Source organism: Moritella sp., from assembly GCF_013215705.1.
Lineage (GTDB): Bacteria > Pseudomonadota > Gammaproteobacteria > Enterobacterales > Moritellaceae > Moritella.
In genome coordinates, this window is record NZ_JABSQR010000005.1 from 223,363 (window position 1) to 243,309 (window position 19,947).

A 19,947-nucleotide genomic window follows, 5' to 3' on the forward strand; every position below is an offset into this window, starting at 1 on the left:
ATCACTCAGTTTGTTAGCTAGGTCACATTTATTGGTTAGCTTCATCTTATGTAATTCAGGTGGTAAAAGGAGCTTTTACACGAATAAACATGATCTAGTTAACATTTTATTTCATATGAGGGTCCAAAAATGATGTAAACATGGTTTGTTAGCAGGTTTGAGCAGTCTAAGCCATGCTGAAGCGGTGGCAACTGCGGCTTTACTTCCTCAGTGATTTAATTAGATAATTAATACATTATTATATTGCTAGCGTGATCGAGACGAAATGAACATAACTGAAGATGAAAGAGATGCGGTTTATAAAACCATATTTTCTCGACGAGATGTACGTGGACAGTTTAAACCTGATCTCATCGCTGATGATGTACTGAAACGGATATTAACAGCTGCTCACCATGCGCCGAGTGTTGGTTTTATGCAACCCTGGGATTTTATTGTGGTTAAGAATAAAGCCACGAAAGAAAAAATAAAAATTGGCTTTGAGTCGGCTCATGCTGAATCTGCCGCGATGTTTACTGATGAAAAAGCGGAGCAATACCGGAAGTTGAAGTTAGAAGGTATTTTAGACGCGCCATTAGGGATCTGTGTTACTTGCGATCGTAGCCGTAATGGCCCCACCGTTATTGGCCGAACAATTAATAGTGAAATGGATTTGTATAGTACGGTATGTGCTGTGCAGAATTTGTGGTTAGCGGCTCGAGCGGAAAATCTGGGCGTTGGTTGGGTCAGTATTATTCATGATTCGGTGTTGAAAGATGCACTCGGTATTCCTGACGACATTAATATTATTGCTTATCTGTGTGTTGGTTATGTCTCTCACTTTAATGATAAACCGGAATTAGAAAAGCTAGGTTGGTTACCACGCCGTGATATTGATGCTGCTATTCATGAAGAAAAATGGTCACCAAAATAAATTACTGAGGATAAAGCCGCATAGTTTGGTTCATTGATCACGTGATCTGATAAAGACTAGGGTGGCGGTGTCCACCCTTTTTCTCGGTCAAGGCGCTATGTCGATATTGTATTAGCCTTGTTTATGTTTTTTCATTAGTTCATTTTTAGAAATGAAACCATCACCATTCGTATCTAGCTTATCAAAGTGTTGATTCATTTCTTGTTTAGATATTTTACCATCATTGTTAGTGTCCATCTTTGCAAAAATCTTGCCTTTATGGTGTCGACCTTTGTTTGGCAACTCCGCTGTGGTAATGAAACCGTCGTTGTCGGTATCGTATTTATCAAAGTGTTTAGCTAAACGACCGGTTGCTTCATCTTTAGCAATTTTGCCATCTTGGTTGGTGTCCATTTGTTCAAAAGACACATGATTACGTTGTTTGTGGTCACTATCTGCATAAGCAAATGTAGTGGTTGTCATCGCTGTAAATAAGGCGGCGGTAATAAAGAATGTCTTTTTCATCATGATCTCACTTTGTTGCTTGTTGTTAGCCTAACAAGATTAACTCACCGTGAGTTAACCTGTTGATGGAGTAACTATAAGCAACAAATGCGCAGGAATTATGGAGAAAATGTGGAGATTAAGCATAATTTAAAAAAGAGACATAATTATAGGGTGAATCTATAACCAACCCCGTAAATGGATTTTATGTATTCATTATCAGGCGCTACATCCTGTAATTTTTTACGTAAGTTTTTGATGTGACTATCAATGGTGCGGTCGGTAACCAAACGATGATCAGCATAAATCTCTTGCATCAGCTGGTCTCGGTTAAATACTTGACCGGGATGTTGATTAAAAAAGCTTAACAGACGAAATTCGGCGGGTGTTAAGGTGAGTTCGTTACTGTCAAATGTGGCTTTCATTTGTTTATCATTAATCATCAGCCCATGTTGTGGTGATGATGCCGCCACCTCGACTGTTCGGCGTAATACATTTTTGATACGAGCGACGACTTCTCGTGGGCTGTATGGCTTGCAGATATAATCATCAGCACCCAGCTCAAGCCCTAATAAGCGGTCAATTTCATCGACACGGGCGGTAGCCATAACAACGGGTACTTGGCTAAAAGTACGTAATTCACGATAGATATCGAGGCCATCACGATTAGGCAGCATCAAATCGAGAATAAGCAGGTCAGGCTGTTGTTGCTTCACCCAGTCAATTACCTCAAGGCCATTATCAATGATGTGGGTTTGGAATCCTGCCTGAGCAAGGTATTCACATAAAACGATGGCCAGTGACGGCTCATCTTCAACCACGAGTATTGTTCTTGCTGACTGAGTCATGGATTAATCGTCCTTAATTGGAAGTGATATAGCAATTTTTAAACCGCCAAGTTCGGAATGCTGCGCACTGATTTTGCCATTATGCATCTTGACGATGTTTTCACAAATAGATAAACCCAAACCGGAACCACCATTAGCACGACTGCGGGATTTGTCTACGCGGTATAAGCGATCAAACAGCTTTGGTAATGCTGCGTCAGGCACCGCGGGCGCACTATCTTCAATGGTTAATAATATATGGTCGTTGATTTGTTGTAAGTTAATGTGTATTTGTCCATCTTGATCTGTGTAACGATAGCTGTTTTCGAATAGGTTGCCGATAAGCTGGGCTAATGATTTAGCATCTGCTTTTAATAGTGTCGGTTGACTGTGCTCGTATAAACGTTGAATGGTAATATGTTTATCCGTCAAACGTACTTCGTTTTGGTTGGCGATATTGTTAATTATATTGGTGATATCGACAGTATGTGATGTATCGATAAGGACACCACTATCTGATTGCGATAACGAATATAAATCATCCACTAAGCGGGTTAGGGTCATGACTTGGTTATGTAATGACTTAATATATTTGGGCTCCGGTTGTCGAATACCGTCTTCAATGGCTTCAATTTCACTGAGTAAGACCGCAATCGGGGTACGCAATTCATGTGATATATCCGATAACCACTGTTCTCGTGATAATTTTTGAGTTTTTAAGGTGGTGGTTAATAAATTAAATGCGAGTGATAGTTCGGCGAGTTCATCTTTACCGCGCACGTCAATTTGATAATCAAAATTACCACTCGATAATGACTTGGCTGCGTTGTGTAAATTTTTTAACGGTTTTAAAAAATGACGAACTAATAACCCTGCAACGATAAAGGAAAATAAAGCGGCCCAAGCGGCAATCCAATAAAAATTGTCCAGTTGTTGGCGCAGGAAGCGTTCGGCTAAATGACCTTTAATGTTTTCTCTTTGGATAATAGTTAACCAGCCAATTGTTTGTTCATTTTGGGTGATCGCAACCTTGGTAATTTGTATGTTGGCATGTAAACGACGTAAATTCCTACGTTTGCCAATAATGGATTTTTCATCTTTATCTAATAAATTAAGCCGTGCTTCGAGTCGGTTGTAATCCGGTCGGTTTTTTCTGGATTTCGGACCTGAGTGATCCTTGGGTCTTCTGGGATATTCACCAATATTTCGTAAGAGTCGGTCCCATAATGCTGGTTGCTGTTGTAGCTGGCGCCAACCCTGGTCTGATGAATAATAGTCACTGATATTTTCAGCCATGGTTTCAATTTTTTCGACTTCACTTTGATTCAGGTAGCTTTGAAAACCATTTTGAAAACTATTATTAATCAGCAATGCCATGCCGAGCATCATAATGGAGCTAATCAGCATTAAAGAGATAAATAATTTATGGAAAATGGTTAAACGCATTGAAGTTACCTGTGAGTTTAATAAATCATAGGCATTATATGTGGTTGTGGGCTGTTGTGGGAAATTAAATAAGAGCCAGCAATAATTTACATTGTTGCTGGCTTAGGGTTAAAGGAATATTATTTTATCGCTACTTCAATTGGTTGGTTTTGTATCGTTGCTTCATAATAGCTTGTTGTGTCATCTCGATTTAAATTGATCACCTCGATTAATAATTTACGTTGCTGATTTAATAGATAGACAGTACCCGAGTATTCACAGTTTTCTGAATACGCTTGTACAACGCGACTTCCTCCTGATGGTGTGAAATTATTTCGTGACGTTTTATTATATTGGGTGTAGATGTTTATATGGCATGACTCGCCTTCTTGTGATGTAATTGTTAATGTTTGCTGTTTAGCCGCAGTAAAACTTTGTGTTACAGGTGCTTCTATGTTTTGTAAACGGAAATCATCACTCTCTGTTGAAATAAATCCATCATCGTCAGTAAATAACTCTTGTTTTGACCCATCGATGGCAGAGCTTGCTACATTCTCTATGGGAACCTGCACATTTCCCGTTGGGCTGTTACCATCATCACTACAAGCCGAAATTAAGCTAATATTACAAATAATCAGTGTTTGAATAAACTTCATGATCTGCTCCTAATCGACGATTCTATGAAAAACTGGGTTATCAAACCAAAATTCGTTATTGACACCACCACTGGTGATGAACCGATTGAATTCAGGGTAAGCGGAAGAAATATCTGTTGCTTCGAGTGGTGCTTTCCATTCTGTATTACCTATCTCAACAGCCCAAGGTAAATTGGTTGAGGTTCTGAATGTGGTAGTCGGTGGATTTGAACTATCATCAAGCAGCCCGAAATAATCACTACTACCTAAATCCGTGAGAGGTTTATCCGGTAAATGAATCTCTAACTCACGTCCAACTGGCTCACCAAAGAAATCATTTCTGGTATGATTTTCGGTACCAAATATAAAGGGGTTCAGTGGCATTGCTGGCATGCTAGCAATATCAATTGGATTAATCATTGGAATGTTGATTTCGAATGAATAAGTACTCGAGTTGCCCATACAAGCAGGCTCGGTATTAAAGTAGAATTCTCCACAAGTCGAAGTGAACGCTGTTTTTAAGTTATCAGAAACGATAACAACAGCATCAGTCTGACCTGCTTCTAAAACACCACTGGTGGGCGCAGATATAGCGTTATAACGGACCTGTAATAAGCTTTGATCAACATTACTACGTAGTATTCCCGGCAAGTGGACAGCAAAACCGTTGAAATATGAGGCACCATAATTAATGAGTTCACCTTCTATATCGATACGGGAAACTTGACTATTGCTAATCGTTTGTACTACTCGATAATAAATAACGACATCGTTAAAGTCATAGTCACCTTGTTCAGGCCAGCGATCTTCGTAAGCGAGAGTTACAAAATCATCTTCACTTGGATAATAAATACTGGTGGTATTACCATCAACAACGGTAATTGGATAATCTTCGACTTCCCCATTAGTATAACCACCGCCACTCGTTATATTAGCTTGGTCTCCTACACGGAAACGAGCCCATGTATTACCTATGCTCGCGGTAGCTGGTACGGTCAAAGCGATGTCGTGAGAACTAGAATCTAACTGCAGATTATTAAATACATGCTCGCCCGCATCTTCAAAGTCGCCATCTTGATTCCAATCAAACCAGCCATTGAAATACGCACTATCTTGACCGCCTGCGATTGTTACATTGACTTGGGCATCTAGACCCGTGATGAGTGCTGTTTGAAATAGAATACCATCTTCATCTGCAAGGTTATCTGCATCATCTGTATTGGGTGATAGGTTGGCATCATCTTCAGCATCAACAAGACTACCCAGTATGTAATTGCTGTAGTCAATCAGATGTCTGGCACCATTTGCCGCTAAGCTTGTGCCATACGAGTCTGGTGCATCACCATAGTCCGTATTCGTTGATACGACAGCGGCCTCTGAACAACGAGCACCGTCATTACTGTTACTTGCTGAGGCTTTGGCAAAGTACACGGATGCACCGGTGATATTATTTGGGTCGGTTATGTCTGTACGGTAAATATTACCGTCATTATTACGGAGGAAGTAAAGATAACCGGCAGAGTCAAAGTAAGCAGCACCAAATGCACTACCTGGTGAAGTAAATCCTGTGTTGGCGACATTGGTTGCCACACCTGTGGAAGGGTCGATACGGTATAAGTCACCTGTTTTACCTTCTACAGCATAGATGTTTCCGTCGCTAGGGTGGAATGCAAAGTCTGCAATTCTAATGCTTTTATTCGCCCCCACTATTTTTGTAATGGTGAGGTAGTCAGTTGCACTACTGTCTAGGTTTGTGTAATAAAGACCAAGGTAGCGACGGTAAAAATAAAATTTATTATCTTTTATATCGCCCACATAAAAATTGTTATTTGGTGGGTTAGTAAAGTTCAACACCGTGGCTTTAAAATCGCTATCCAGTTTGACTAATGCCAGCTGATTCCGATTAAAGCCATAGATATACTTATCCGTATTATTGAAAGCAATAGCATTAATAGAGTCAGCGCCTAGGCCATCATCAGTTTGTAACGTAGTCACTAAACCTGTACTCAGGTCAACAGATTTATAGTGCGTACTACCATTTTTATATTGAGATAAAAATGCTTCTGTAGGGCAATCGTCAAAAGGCGCTGATACAGCCGCCAAGCTATAAAGGCAGGTAGACATCACTAGTAGTGTCTTATACTGGCATGTTTTCATAAGCAGTCCCTTGGTTGCGAAGTATCAAAAAAATATCAGTTGTACGATAGTTATGGCATATCTCGTGCCATTATTTTTATACTTTAAAAACAGGGACTTGTTTTTTTATTGTTTTTTAATTGTTAAATTTATAGCATTTTGATTTTTTTTTGTTGCAAAATGCAATTATCAATTCTCATTTTGCGAACCAGCGAATTAAGCAGCATTAGAGTACTCAGGACAAAAATAGGTTGTTACAGTCTCTCAATATGGTTGGGAACCGGATTTCGCAGTGGTAAAAATAGAAGGGTAAAGTTCCTTTATAAACTGAGTATTAATGCATTAATTATTGGGTTTGCAACCTAGATCACATTTATAAATGAGCTGCATTTTATACAATTTAGACCGCTAATATAGAGATTTAGATGATTAAACATGATCCAGTTAACAGTGCATTTTATGTGATGATTTAAAAATCATATAAATACGCCTTACTTTGGTGATCGCCCTCATAAAAATAAGGTTCACACTTCTTTCTCAGCCTTTTTCATCCTCCTTAAATTAACAAGGGGTGGAGGAGGTCAGTTATTTGAAAATTCTTTAGTATGAATTTGTCTTCTGAGCCAATTCTCATCGGGTCACTGGCTCGAAAAATAAAACCAAACTCATTCAAGGATTTGATTATATGAAAAATTTAAATCGTGTTGCAATTGCTGTATCTGCTGCCTTACTTACTTCTGCTGTTGGCGCTGTTGATTTTAATGGCTATATGCGGGCGGGCACTGGTCTTAGTGGTAATAATGGTGAGAATTACTCGTTTGAAAAAAATAAGATTGGTCGTCTAGGTAATGAAAATGACCTGTACGTAGAGTTTGGTTTCCGCCAAGAACTACCAAAAATAGCGGGTATGGAAGATCAAAAATGGGTTGTTGACGCGATGATAGCGCAAGGCAACTCAGGTAATAATGGTTGGGAAGATGGTGACTTTAACGTTGCGCAATTTAACGTGCAAGCCACGGGTCTGATTGCTAGTGATAAAGAAGCCACAATGTGGGCGGGTAAACGTTATTACCAACGTAAAGATATTCATATTACCGATTTCTACTTCTTAAATACATCTGGTGGTGCTGGTGGTGGTATTGAAAACTTAAGTGTTGGCCCTGGTAAATTATCACTAGCGTGGATGTTAGATGATGGCAGTCAAAACACTGATGAAGATGAATATGGTTACATCCCTAATCCAGACGGTGTTACAGCACCTACATGGGGCGTGGTTGGTAAAAAGTCAGAGTCGGTAAATGGCCATATCTTTGATGCTCGTTATGCGGGTATCAACCTATGGAATAATGCGACGTTAGACGTTGCTGCGGTATATAACGTTGCTAATGAAAAAGAAAATCAAACAGTTAAAGCGGATGATGGTGTGATGTTAACCGCTATTTTACAGCAGGGCTTAAGCAACGGGTTTAACCAAACCATATTGCAATATGGTACTAGTTCTTACGGTACGCAAATGGCTGCGCTAGGTGCCGGAGCATGGTTTGACCGTTCTGGTGAACAGAATGATGCTACGGGTTATCGTGTCATTAACTGGGGTGTGGTGAGCTTTGGTGATAACATCGAAGTTGGTCATCAATTAATGTATGCAAATTCTGCTGATGTAGGTTTAGCAAAAGAAGAACATGAGTTGTTCAGTGCCGTGGTTCGTCCGATGTACAAATGGAACCAGAACATGAAAACCATTTTGGAACTAGGTGTGTTCTCTGAATCTAAAGGTGCAGAAGATAAAGGCGGCAGCAAAGTGACTATTGCTCAAGCATGGTCAATGGGCGATAGCTTTTGGGCGCGACCTGAACTACGCGTATTTGCGTCATATTTAACTGATGACGAAGGTACAACTCTGGGCTCAAGTAAAGGTGATAGCGACTATACTATAGGTATGCAAGTTGAAGCTTGGTTCTAATACCTTGTGTACAGCGTGCATAAGTAGCAAGCAAGATAGTTAAAGGGGAGTCATTTTTGTTTGCAGCAAAAACCCCGAACAATAAAAATGCCTAACCGTGAAAGCTGTTAGGCATTTTTATGGTATCGAATTTAGTATATGAAGGGTCGCGTTATGGCTCGTTAATTTATATAAACTTAAATATGCCGAATTACACGGATGGCTGTCAAATACAAAAACAGCACATGTAATTCAGTGCTGCTTTGAACTAGATTGAGTTAAGTTCTAGATTTTGAAATTACTTAATTCTCCACGTAGATTTGTAGCACTGTCAGTTAACTCGTTACTGATTATTACCGAAGCACTCATACCTTCCATTACTTCCATTGCGGTATCATTAATGCGTACAACATTACGATTAATTTCTTCAGATACGCAGCTTTGCTCTTCTGCCGCAGATGCGATTTGATTATTCATATCATTAATAACTTCAATTGCTTGGTTTATTTCCTCAAATGCTTGTTGTGCAGCTTGTGTTTCTTGTTTAGTTTCTACTGCTTGTCGTTGGCTCTGCTGCATTAATATCACAATTGATTGTGTTTCTTGCTCTAGTCTCGCAAGCATTGCACCAATTTCTTTAGTTGAAGTTTGCGTGCGGGTTGCAAGGTTACGAACTTCATCTGCCACTACAGCAAACCCACGTCCTGCTTCACCAGCTCGTGCCGCTTCAATCGCTGCATTTAAAGCAAGTAGATTAGTTTGTTCAGCAATACTACTTATCTCTCCGAGTATCCCTTGTATTGAGGTACTCGATTCAACTAAGCTTTGAGTTTGATGTTGAGCGTTGTTGATTTGAACCGTCAAATTGTCTACAGCGGATACAGCATTATCCATCCGGTTAATGCCGCTTATACTATTAATTTGAACTTGGCTTGCTGCAGTGGCAGCTTGCACCGCCGAATTCGCTACTTCTTTAGCTGTTGCACTCATTTCATTTATTGCTGTTGCTAAGGAATTGACCTCATTGACTTGAATGTCGAGTTGCTCTTTGGAACTGGCTGCCCCCTGTAACCCTGCACCAGCCCCTTGTTCAACTTGGTTTGCGCTTTTCATTACAGCACGTAGCATCTCTTGCATTCGCGCTAAAAAGGTATTAAACCAGTGCGCCAGTTGTGCACTTTCATCTTTACCTTTTACTTCTATACGGTAAGTTAAATCGCCATCGCCTTGGGCTGCATCTTTAAAGCGTTCGACTAAGTTTATCAGTACTTTACCAAGTGAATTTGCAATAAAACTCATTGCAGCAATACCAATAATAACAGCAATTACGCCGGCCAAAATACCTTGATTGAGTGCTTTTGAATTTTGTTCATGACTCCAATGCTCAAATTTAGCCACACTTTGAGTGAGTTCGTTGGTTGGAACCGATACCATTACAATCCAAGGCGCACCTGTAGTATCGATAGAAGTGATCGCGTACTCATCATTACCAATAGTGATCATACCAATATCATTCAGATTCGCTAAGCCTTGAATCTTTTGCCACTGTGATAACAAAGCTGAAGGTACTTTTTGACCTACATTGCTGCTATCTTTACTATTGGCTAGTAAAGCCCCTTTCCATGAGGAAATAATGATATTACCTTTCCCATCAAAGAGCTTTTTAGCTAATTGTTCACTCTGGCCTTGCAGTTCAGCCAAAGAGAGGTCGAAGCCAAGTGAACCAATGATTTTACCGCTCAGCTTTAATGGTTGGCTAATTGTTGTGATCAACTCCTTTTGGCCTCGAACTGGATACATATATGGTTCCATTACGAAAGTTTGTCCGGTTTCATAAGGAATTAAGTGCCAATCATCGGTTCGTTCGCCATTTGCGTTCAGAGTTGTATTGTTAAAACTATCCATTGCGACAATATCAAAGCTGTTATTTGAGTTTGGTGAAAAAAATGGCGCTAAATAGCCTTTAGTATTGAATGCTTTTGCCGCGTTCGATTCTGATTCTTGTGGCCATGTTTTTTCTTCCCATACCATGTATCCAGCAAAAACAGCTTTGTCTTGTGCTTTAAGTGAGGCAATGAACTGCGTAACGATTGTCTCTGCATCTGCTTGGGTCTGTGCGCTTAGTTCAATGATGGAACGTATTTGAATAAGGTTTGCTAAAACTGGGAATAGTTGATTCTCGATAGTTTTAGCTTGATTAGCTGCGGTCGAACGCAAATTCAAAGTGGTAGCATTCGTTAATTGTATTTTAACTTTTTCTGTTATCTCTTGGTTGACTTTAGTAAAGGCGCTGGTTGTCATTCCCATCGCTATTAATAAGGTAAAGACCATTGTTAATCCAGCGCAAATTGCAATACGCGTTCGTATACTTTTAAACATGTTTTCCCTTAATTATTTACGAAAGGTGCTTTGTGATTTATTGTAATAAAATGATTATACCTACATTATTCCCCACCCAATTAAGTATTTTATGGACATGGTTATTTATCAATCAACAGTGTAATTGCATAGTTTAACTGTGCAAATTAGAGATTTTCACTGACTCCTGTACTCTATTAAACTAAAAAACCATTTTAGATTGGCATCATAAGCTTGTAGGTAGGTGAATAATTATTTTAGTCAAAGAAATTTAACAGATTGAAAATATGATTTTAATTTTTCACATGAATCATTGACTTAGATCATCATTTTTTGATTTATGACTTTTATTTGTTGAAAATTAAAAATGTTTGCTTCTTAGCGTGTTATTAAACGCTTTGGTTTCCATCATGGTACGCTTGTACTACTTTATCCCACTGCCATCGATCTTTATCTATATTTAAAGAACGTACCCTACTACTGGCATCACAAATATTGCTTGCACTATCTGCTGTGGTCATAACATTCACACTTATCTCTAATTTTTATAATCAATTGTATTTGCTCAGTGTTGTACTGATATGTGCGGGTTTTCCCATTGGCTTTGGTGTATCCATGAGTCAAGCTCTTAGCCTTGCTCTAATACTATTGATACCCAAACATTCTCACGGTCAGAAATATGAAAAGATCACGTGATTGGTTTGATGATCCTTTGTTTGTTAAAACCCCGAAGGGGTCAGCACCAACCCCTTTCACACAGAGCATGGAACAAGATCTTTCAGATTGGCTACAGATAAGTCGCCAACTTCTGGAAAAACATAGCTGTGATTCGCCAAAAGGCATTCAATTTGATTTCTGCGGTAATGCCACTATCTTAGGATGTGTCCCTTAGACCGATGATTTAGCGAACGGCTCCTAGTTAGAGGTAAAGATTCAATCTATTTAGGCAATAAAATGTGTCACGTCACGTTATGTTATGTTATAACATAACACTTACCTGGTAGATCAGTAAAATCATCTTACAAAGACAAGGAACACCAATGCAATCTTCTTCGATGGCAGTGAAACTAACAATGCTCTCTCTCATAATGTCTGCTCTCATTTTATCTGGATGTAACAACGAAAATTCATCTGCAACAACAACCTCTACAACCAAAGCAGAATTATCCATTAGTGATTTTTCTCGTTTAGCAATACAAGAGGCCGAAAAGAATATGGTCTATATAGTCAATGCAGAAAATATGGACCCACTTGGTCAAATGGCTTTACAAAATGTACCATCGGCGCTAAGAACCAGCCCGTTAGGTCGATATGTACTTGCTTTTCAAAGAGAGGAAAATCTAATTGAAATAATCGACAGTGGTGTAATTTCAAAAAACCATGGGGATCATGTGCATATCACGACTGAAGCTCCTAATCTCTTGTCAGTCCAGTATAGCGGTATTAAGCCTACTAATTATGATTTGTCTAATGGGGAGGTATCCGTATTTTTTGACGGAAATGGAGACAGTGGGGAAGGAGCCGAGTTTCGAATTTTAAATGACGCTTCCATTGGTGCCGGAGACATTATTGCACAACATACATTTGGTTATTCGATGCGTGGAACGTCTCAAATATTAGGAAATATGCTCTTCACTGGTATTGTTTGGGGTCAGGTAGAAGGTAACCTCCCTGATAGCGTTTTATGGATGGAACGTCATGGTACTCATTTTCATGGCCAAGGTGTTTTTCCTGAAACGTGTCCTGATTTGAACGGCAGCGCTCAAATAGAAAGCCAAGTATTTTTTGCATGCGGTGATGGTATCGTGGCTATTGAACAGAGCAATGAAGATCAATGGGACGTTAGCAGTCGCAAGTTAAATTACCCAGCTGAATTTGAGGTAGGTTCGAGGATTAAGCATCTTGTTGGATTAAGACACGCCAATACAATATTAGCAATAACAGATGAGTATCAGATGTTTTTTTTACAAGATAACGAACTTGTTGAGTTATCTTGGAAAGAAAATTCAGATGATAGTATATTAGGTTTCACTGCAACAGAAGACGGGTTTATTGTCGTGACATCTCAGGGTGAAATGCGAATTTTTGATGCTAGCAATAGTTTTGAATTAAGCTATAGCATAGCTCTGTGGGAATCCGTTCCAGAATTCGGTGAAATTACTGGGGATGACCTCCCCGTACAAATAATTAAAGACAAACGTAATGGAAACATATTTGTTACCGATACGATTAATCAGTTAATACTGGAAGTAAGCGATTCATCCCCCCAACAGGTGGTCGCACACCAATTAAGTTACAAACCGGGTAAAATTGCGTGGTTAGGTTCTACACAAGCAGATGTTAAACACTAATTTTAGGCCAAATCTGACCGTTATCCATTTTTTATGCGCTGTCTGTCAGATTAAATTTTGGTTGAAAACTGTAGTGGTTCATTGAAGCAAGCCTCCTAATTGGAGGCTTTTTAGATCTAGGGCTAAAATAGACCCTGTACGGCCAATTGAACATAAAGACGATTATGTACAACAACATAGACCCCCACTGTAGGTCCCAGTCATTTCACTACTCAGGCAAAAAGTTCTATTTAACGCTTATTTTACCTCTTTAAAACCAATTTCAACCCGTAATTCTAGATGGATCATTTTGCACTGTATTAGGCGACAATTAACTTGTCCGGTCGGCCAAAGTAGTTGACGTCTAATATGCACTGTTATGGTGAATCTCACTTTCACGTTAATTTTGATTGGAAAGCTTGTTTCTAATGCTTTTGTAATATGGGATACAAGTCGCTACAGGGGCAAAATCGCGTGTGCAGTTGTGATATGGAAAATCACTCCAATCCCTCACATGCGAAAATATATGGAAAATCGATATGCACATATTATGGCAGCGTAATAACTCTAAGCCATAACGGGGCAATTTTGAGTTAGCAAGGCAAGCTAACTCATTCTTGGACAAAACTGGCTTAGAGCTTGAGCTTTAAACAGGACAGTTCAGATTACAGAAAGTATGGTGAAGCTGAGATTAATGCCCGCTTAAGCGGACAAATATTGTTGGCTATAATTGTGTAGCAAAGCGAAACAGCCAACTGTTTTTGTTCCGTTTAAATGCCTAATTATGTAGCATTTCGATCAAATGTATTACAAAGCTCATTTGCTACTGCCACATCAAGGGTTGGGTAGTGCTTTAATAATAAATTAGGAGTGAATTCTGAAATAACAGGTTCATCAACTCGCAACTTCTTAATTGCAAATTCATCAAGCTTGAGTAACTCACACACAAGATCATGAGCCAATTGATAGCTTTTTACTGAAACATTCTGAATATGGTTAAATTCCTGATGCACATAATCAATAGCAAATTTTGTTGCCAGTCCTTCCTCCAACACATTAGCTCCTCGTTTGCCAAGAGGTGACAGCAAATGCACAGATTCATGAGCTAATTCGTAACAGCCACAAATCATGTCATCCTTTGAATGATTGCTTAACTGTATTGCTATATATTCACTTGAAAAAGGATACCAGACTTGAGGTCCATTTTCTTCAAACTCTATTCCTAAGACAGTAAAACTCTTATCTCTTTCGCCATAGATTAATTTAGACTTTTCTAACATATCGGCCAAGCGAGATGTTAGTGTCCAACTGTAACCAACAGATGTTTCATATGCTTCTAATACTCTCACGCTTAAACACTCCTGATGCTACCAACTGCATTTAAAGCGGCTAAGTAGGGGTTGGCTAAAATGTGTTGCGCAGCGAAACCGAGTCAACTTTACGTGTCCGCATTAAAAATATTTATTCTTTTTCACTGTTTGTATTTGGCATCATAGCAGCTGCACCAGTATTGTTACTTTGCGCTGCGGCCTGTGAATGAGTACTTGATTGCAAACTTGCTGCGCCCTGAAAGCTATCACTTAAGCTAGTAGCTTGTTGATAGCTTTTTGTTAAATCAACAGCTTGGGTAAAACTCTCATTTGTTGGTATAGCACTTGTTTCAAGTGTATTATTGATATTTATGTCTTTAGTCATTTCTTTTTCGCCTTGTACAAAAAGTGTAGATGAAGTCGATACACCTAAGCATACCGACATTATAATTGCTAGATAGAATGTTCTTATAGCCCATGAATCCAATTGCTTTAAAACATGTTGCTTTACTTTTACATCTTTTTCTTGCGCCAAGTCCACTATAAAATCTGCATTTTTTCCAAATAGTGAAATAATACAAAAAATTGAAATTAAAAAACCTAATATAGCGACAGAAAAAAATATCATATCGTAATATTCTAGGCTGTCAGATAGCTTTAACAAAGTTATTAAAAAGCCTATCCCTGCCACCGAAAGAGTTAAAATACTTTTATCTTTCTCCATTGTGGTGTTATAGAAAGATGAATAAGACTGACTTTTAAACTCAACAGCGTATAGCCTTTGCAAATCCTGATCAGAAATACTATTTTCTATTTTCTTTGACTCACAACTTTCGGATTTTTCTTCTTTGGCTTCTTTATTGATAACCTTACAGAAAATATTCACATAACTCCTTTGGATGCCGATACTGAACTGAATAAATATAACGTTTGTATAGTAGGGAAAATCATTCACCATCTCGACGAGCTGTTAACACATTGAAAATAACATTATATCTGGAATCATTTTATTATCGATGTCTAACAAATCGAAACGTCTTGAAAATTATTTTGTTAGTCTTATAAGTGATAAGTAAGACTAGCTATGCAGCTGATTGTATTGGTATTAATTTTCACTGGCAAGATAAACGTGATTGTCTTTTATGAATCTGAGACTGCTTTAACCAAAATACCAATAACACTGTATAAAATCATCAATCGCACCGCTTCTATTAAGCACAAATATACTCAGTAAAATTAAAGTTGCGAAGGTTTAAACATAAACAAATGTATGGGGAATTGTCATGAACAAAATATGAATGAGTAGAAGATCTAACAAGGAAAGGGCAAAGATGAGTTAGCTAAGATCTCGCTGACTCAGAGATGGGCATAATGAGTTATAGTGGCCGACTATACAGATTCACTAGACAAGCAGGACTAAGATCTGGCTTATAAAATTAAACTAGTAACGATTCTTTATTTCTATTTTTTTTAGTTAATACAGATATTTACCTTACTTTTAAAACGTGCCATAGTACCGTTGATTACTTTTCCTTTCGCCATACTATTTTAAGATATATAGCAATGACTCAAATCGAACCCACTTCTGATTCAAAAATAGATATTAAATACTGCTCCCTGACACCTATGATAAAAGATGGTAAAAGTATGGAACCATACTTTTCTTCGTTTGACTTTGCATTCTCTGATAATGATGTAAGAAATATCGCTGTAACTGGACCTTACGGTGCAGGAAAAAGTACTGTCATACAATCTTATCACTCTAAGCGTAACAAAGAAGATTATATTAACGTCTCCTTGGCAGGGTTTGATATAGCAAAAACCGAGAAAGAGAAGCCAGATAACATGAGAGAGGTAGAACTAAGCATTCTGCAACAAATACTTTATAAAGTTGATCGTAAAACTCTACCAGACTCTCGAATAGAACGCATCCAAAATAGAAATGATAAATACGTAAAAGACACATTTTATTCTTTGCTCTTGACCATACTGCCAGTGCTAATGTTACTAGCTCTGATATTCAACGCGAAGGTAATTGAGTATTTTCAATTTCCAACTGTTTGGGGGACAACGCTGAAAGAACACTCTATATCTTTCATTTTGACAACGCTAGTATTATTTGTTTGCTCACTTTATCGCATCACTCGTTCTGCATCACGAATCGGTTTTTTTGATCGGAAATTAAAGCTTAGTAAAATAACATTTCTTTCAGCTACAGCTGAAACGCAAGGACAAGAATCATCATCATTGCTTAATAATTGCTTGGATGAAATCGTGTATTTTTTTGCTCGCTCAAAATACCAAACAGTTGTATTTGAAGACCTTGACAGATTAAATTCGTCTGAGATTTTTATAAAGTTGAGAGAATTAAACAAAATAATTAATAACAGCCGTCTAAATGAAAAACCTATTCGCTTTATTTATGCTGTTAAAGATGACATTTTTCATGGTGCGGATGTAAAAACCAAATTTTTCGATTACATTATTCCGATAGTCCCCGTGATGGATATGCGCAATGCTTACAGTATTCTTAAGTCAAAAATCGCTAATTTCCCAGATGCACACCAGCAGTGTTTACGTGGGGCGTCTCTTTATATACCGGATATGCGAACGCTCCAAAATATTGTTAACGAATATAATTTATTCATGCCCATCGTAGGCGGATATTCTAACAAAGACAAACTTTTCGCCTTGATTTTTTATAAAAATCTATTCGCACTCGATTATAACTTGGTCGACAAAAAGCTAGGTATTCTGTATTCCTATATGCATGATTTTCGAGTGCGTAAGTTACATATAGTGTACTTCGGACAACTAGAAACCCAACTAAGCGATCTTGAAAATAAGCTAGAGAGAATTCGAGACGAATTACATTCCACTCCAGCAGATCTGCGAAATGAATTACTGTGCCGTTTTATTCCTAAATCAATACGCCCTCACTATAATTTTTACACACTAGGACATAGCAGGGAGGCAATAACAGCAGATAGCTTGGTGAGCAATGAAGAATCCTTCATCGAATTTTGTTCAAACTCAAATAAAATGTATTTCGGACATAATAGCCAAAATAATCTAGTTAAGTTGAATGTTAATGACATAAATCAGATCATGGACGAATATAATAAACGAGTTGAGCTGGTTAGAGAAAGTAAAGAAAAGGTATTAAGTCAAACTCAACAAGAAATAGCACATGTTCGAGAGGAGATCAGTAAGCGTAATGCGATTTCGCTAGCCGAATTAACGAAATTAAATGGCAGAGAAAAGTTTGACGTATTAGCCACGGATTACATCAAAGATATAAAAGATACGAATATCTTGTCTACAGAACAAGAAAATACGGTGCTGGCCAGTCTTAAATACGGTGGTCTTGATGCCCTGTACTACTTAATTACAAATGACTACTTGATGCAGGACTTCATGATGTATCGGTCCATTTTTTATAAGGGCTCACTCACCGAAGAAGATTACGAGTACATCAAATCCGTTGGTATTCACGCAAGCCACACTCAAGTTAACAATAACTTTGTGCTTCAAAATATCGCTGGGGTGACTAGAGATCTCATTGAGAATAATTATATTCACCGAGATGGGGCTCTTCACCACCAAGTTATTTCTTACCTTATCCATAATAATGAAACCGTTCTAACTGATGTTATCAACCATTTATTCACCCGAAGCACGAGTGATATTTTATCATTTATCAGCATCTTATCGAACAAATTTGAAGATCCAGATAATTTTGATCGTTTTATTTCCGGTGCATCACAGCGTGGTGCAACACAAGACAGGCTCCTTGATGTTTTAACTAACTGTGAATCGGTTTCTATACAAACACGTATTATTACGTCTCTAATGACCCAAGCAGATTTACAGCAAACTCAAAATAAAGAGAAGTTTAAGCAATACATTGAGAATTGTGGCTGGAAGCTCATTAATGAACTGCAAACATCGCAAGTGAAGCCCTTTATGGATAATGCAAAGGTTCTTGATGTTTTATACGATCGTGTTGCTGAAGCCACAAACGATGCCGAGAAAGCGGCGGCTAATTATCTTGCTGACAACAATATGTATATAATTGAGAAAACAACTTTCAGTAATATCGTCTCCGCCAAAATTGCTCAAACAGAAATTTCATCTCAAGACGTCAAAAATCGTCCTTGGTCTTTACTTCAAGAGTACAAATTAGAAACAATACTTAACTACGTAGAAGTAAACATTAACAAATTTGTGAAGGATATTTTTATCTCATCAGATGATGACAGCGAGAGCGTCCTTACGATGCTCAATAATAGTGATGTTGATATATGCCTCAAGGCTGACATCGTTAGTCACATGACCTTTAACTTTAAAGATCATAATGCTGTTTCTGACAATGTTGAAGTTGAAATAGATTGTAACTTATTGACCTTGCATGATCTCCTATACCAACATGACAGAATTATTCCCAACTGGTCATCTTTGTCAAAATACGTAATCAGTAACTGCGATCATAATGTCTTGCGTGATTATTTAATCCTGCATGCAGAGGTGTTATCTACCTCGGATAGTTCTCTGGCGTCACCTGAAGTGACGGAAGAAGTTTACCTCAAGATCGTGTGCGATGATAAATTGCAAGATGTTACTTATCAGCTCATTACCAAGCTTTTAAATATCCCCTATGCATTATTTGATGATAATATTTCGGTTCTAAATTTAAAACGATTAATCGATAACGGTAAATTACCGCTTGAAAAAGATGCCTATCTTCATCTTCTTACTCACCTAACGACTACCTCCGATTGCACTGAATTCCTATTGTTCTGGTTTAAAAAATATCAAGAAGAATTAGAGACAGATCTACATTTCTATTTTAGAAAGGCAGATGACAACGAACTCTTTTCACAACTATTCCAAAAGGCCATTACCGAAAATAAATTCAGCGATGCATTTAGTGCTGACCTTTTAAATAAACTGATCAACCACACCGAATTATCTATTCTGGATGGTATTGATTTGCCCCAAGGTGTCTTGAATAGTGTTTTATCTTCATCGAATAGTGACAAGCTAAAACTAGCATTACTGACTCGATATGTTGGTTATGGGCACGGTAAAAAAGAAGAATTGCAAAAATTACTGAATCATCTAGATGAAAAAGAATTGAAAAAAATATTCATTAATAAAAAGACGGCAATTCTCCAGACCGATATGCCTTCTGAAGTTATTGATTTTCTATCAACTCTTAAAGATCGGGACTTAATCAACGAATACGATGATAAAGGAAATGGAAGAATTTCTGTGAAAGTCAGTTACACCTTCAAGCCACAAAAAATGTTAACAAAACTTTTATAAGTAAACCAGAAGTGGTCAGTAATCTGGCCACTATTTTCGATTCATTTCTGTAAATCATGTGATAGGAAAGTCGATTCCTAACATTAGTAAATCTATGGGAATTGATATAAATAGAATATTACTGAGTAAATGCGCTAAGCCACTTTGGGGCAAAAACGGCTCAGGCCTATCATTCTAATCGATAATCAAACTAAGATATAAATATCCGCAAGAACAGAATAACGACACTTGTCTCAATGATGCATATCAGTTTAAATCAT

13 protein-coding genes are annotated in these 19,947 nt (G+C 38.0%); 5 read left to right on the forward strand and 8 right to left on the reverse strand.

Going from position 1 to position 19,947, the window contains the following annotated elements; all coding sequences use genetic code 11:
• Positions 1-265: 265 nt before the first annotated feature.
• The gene (gene bluB, locus HRT96_RS02905; RefSeq protein WP_293151932.1) at positions 266-913 is read left to right on the forward strand and encodes a 5,6-dimethylbenzimidazole synthase; all 648 of its coding nucleotides are present in this window, start codon (positions 266-268) and stop codon (positions 911-913) included.
• Positions 914-1,024: 111 nt separating this feature from the next.
• Here bluB and HRT96_RS02910 read toward each other — a convergent pair whose 3' ends face one another.
• From HRT96_RS02910 to HRT96_RS02930, 5 genes are all read right to left on the reverse strand, one after another.
• The gene (locus HRT96_RS02910) at positions 1,025-1,420 is read right to left on the reverse strand and encodes an EF-hand domain-containing protein (RefSeq protein ID WP_293151935.1); all 396 of its coding nucleotides are present in this window, start codon (positions 1,418-1,420) and stop codon (positions 1,025-1,027) included.
• Between the two features lie 143 nt (positions 1,421-1,563).
• Entirely contained in the window at positions 1,564-2,244 is a 681-nt protein-coding gene (locus HRT96_RS02915; RefSeq protein WP_293151938.1) for a response regulator, read from the reverse strand.
• Between the two features lie 3 nt (positions 2,245-2,247).
• Entirely contained in the window at positions 2,248-3,669 is a 1,422-nt protein-coding gene (locus tag HRT96_RS02920; protein ID WP_293151941.1) for an ATP-binding protein, read from the reverse strand.
• Positions 3,670-3,788: 119 nt separating this feature from the next.
• On the reverse strand, positions 3,789-4,304 hold the full coding sequence (locus HRT96_RS02925) for a hypothetical protein (protein WP_293151944.1): 516 nt from the start codon (positions 4,302-4,304) through the stop codon (positions 3,789-3,791).
• 9 nt (positions 4,305-4,313) lie between these two features.
• Positions 4,314-6,440 carry an LruC domain-containing protein gene (locus HRT96_RS02930; protein ID WP_293151947.1) on the reverse strand — a complete coding sequence of 709 codons (2,127 nt, stop codon included), beginning with the start codon at positions 6,438-6,440 and terminating at the stop codon, positions 4,314-4,316.
• A gap of 664 nt (positions 6,441-7,104) precedes the next feature.
• Between HRT96_RS02930 and lamB the strand changes: the two genes are divergently transcribed.
• Positions 7,105-8,382 (forward strand): maltoporin LamB, encoded by a 1,278-nt coding sequence (lamB, locus tag HRT96_RS02935; RefSeq protein WP_293151950.1) that lies wholly within the window; start codon positions 7,105-7,107, stop codon positions 8,380-8,382.
• Between the two features lie 264 nt (positions 8,383-8,646).
• Here the strand turns inward: lamB and HRT96_RS02940 are convergent, their stop codons facing one another.
• On the reverse strand, positions 8,647-10,740 hold the full coding sequence (locus HRT96_RS02940; RefSeq protein ID WP_293151953.1) for a methyl-accepting chemotaxis protein: 2,094 nt from the start codon (positions 10,738-10,740) through the stop codon (positions 8,647-8,649).
• Positions 10,741-11,398: 658 nt separating this feature from the next.
• Between HRT96_RS02940 and HRT96_RS02945 the strand changes: the two genes are divergently transcribed.
• Together HRT96_RS02945 and HRT96_RS02950 are read left to right on the forward strand one after the other, a co-directional pair.
• Entirely contained in the window at positions 11,399-11,611 is a 213-nt protein-coding gene (locus HRT96_RS02945) for a hypothetical protein (protein ID WP_293151956.1), read from the forward strand.
• A gap of 148 nt (positions 11,612-11,759) precedes the next feature.
• Positions 11,760-13,070 carry a hypothetical protein gene (locus HRT96_RS02950; protein WP_293151959.1) on the forward strand — a complete coding sequence of 437 codons (1,311 nt, stop codon included), beginning with the start codon at positions 11,760-11,762 and terminating at the stop codon, positions 13,068-13,070.
• 761 nt (positions 13,071-13,831) lie between these two features.
• On the opposite strand, the gene HRT96_RS02955 is transcribed toward HRT96_RS02950, so the two are convergent.
• Both HRT96_RS02955 and HRT96_RS02960 read right to left on the reverse strand, forming a co-directional pair.
• On the reverse strand, positions 13,832-14,398 hold the full coding sequence (locus tag HRT96_RS02955; RefSeq protein WP_293151962.1) for a hypothetical protein: 567 nt from the start codon (positions 14,396-14,398) through the stop codon (positions 13,832-13,834).
• 112 nt (positions 14,399-14,510) lie between these two features.
• A complete protein-coding gene (locus HRT96_RS02960) occupies positions 14,511-15,245 on the reverse strand; it encodes a hypothetical protein (RefSeq protein WP_293151965.1) in 735 nt (244 codons plus the stop codon).
• Between the two features lie 677 nt (positions 15,246-15,922).
• Here HRT96_RS02960 and HRT96_RS02965 point away from each other — a divergent pair.
• Entirely contained in the window at positions 15,923-19,687 is a 3,765-nt protein-coding gene (locus tag HRT96_RS02965; RefSeq protein ID WP_293151968.1) for a hypothetical protein, read from the forward strand.
• The last annotated feature ends 260 nt before the right edge of the window (positions 19,688-19,947 follow it).

Coding starts and splice junctions, on each gene's coding strand:
- HRT96_RS02925 (WP_293151944.1), bottom strand. CDS start 4,304: ATGAAGTTTATTCAAACACTGATTATTTGTAATATTAGCTTAATTTCG.
- HRT96_RS02910 (WP_293151935.1), bottom strand. CDS start 1,420: ATGATGAAAAAGACATTCTTTATTACCGCCGCCTTATTTACAGCGATG.
- HRT96_RS02950 (WP_293151959.1), top strand. CDS start 11,760: ATGCAATCTTCTTCGATGGCAGTGAAACTAACAATGCTCTCTCTCATA.
- HRT96_RS02940 (WP_293151953.1), bottom strand. CDS start 10,740: ATGTTTAAAAGTATACGAACGCGTATTGCAATTTGCGCTGGATTAACA.
- HRT96_RS02945 (WP_293151956.1), top strand. CDS start 11,399: ATGAAAAGATCACGTGATTGGTTTGATGATCCTTTGTTTGTTAAAACC.
- bluB (WP_293151932.1), top strand. CDS start 266: ATGAACATAACTGAAGATGAAAGAGATGCGGTTTATAAAACCATATTT.
- lamB (WP_293151950.1), top strand. CDS start 7,105: ATGAAAAATTTAAATCGTGTTGCAATTGCTGTATCTGCTGCCTTACTT.
- HRT96_RS02915 (WP_293151938.1), bottom strand. CDS start 2,244: ATGACTCAGTCAGCAAGAACAATACTCGTGGTTGAAGATGAGCCGTCA.
- HRT96_RS02965 (WP_293151968.1), top strand. CDS start 15,923: ATGACTCAAATCGAACCCACTTCTGATTCAAAAATAGATATTAAATAC.
- HRT96_RS02930 (WP_293151947.1), bottom strand. CDS start 6,440: ATGAAAACATGCCAGTATAAGACACTACTAGTGATGTCTACCTGCCTT.
- HRT96_RS02920 (WP_293151941.1), bottom strand. CDS start 3,669: ATGCGTTTAACCATTTTCCATAAATTATTTATCTCTTTAATGCTGATT.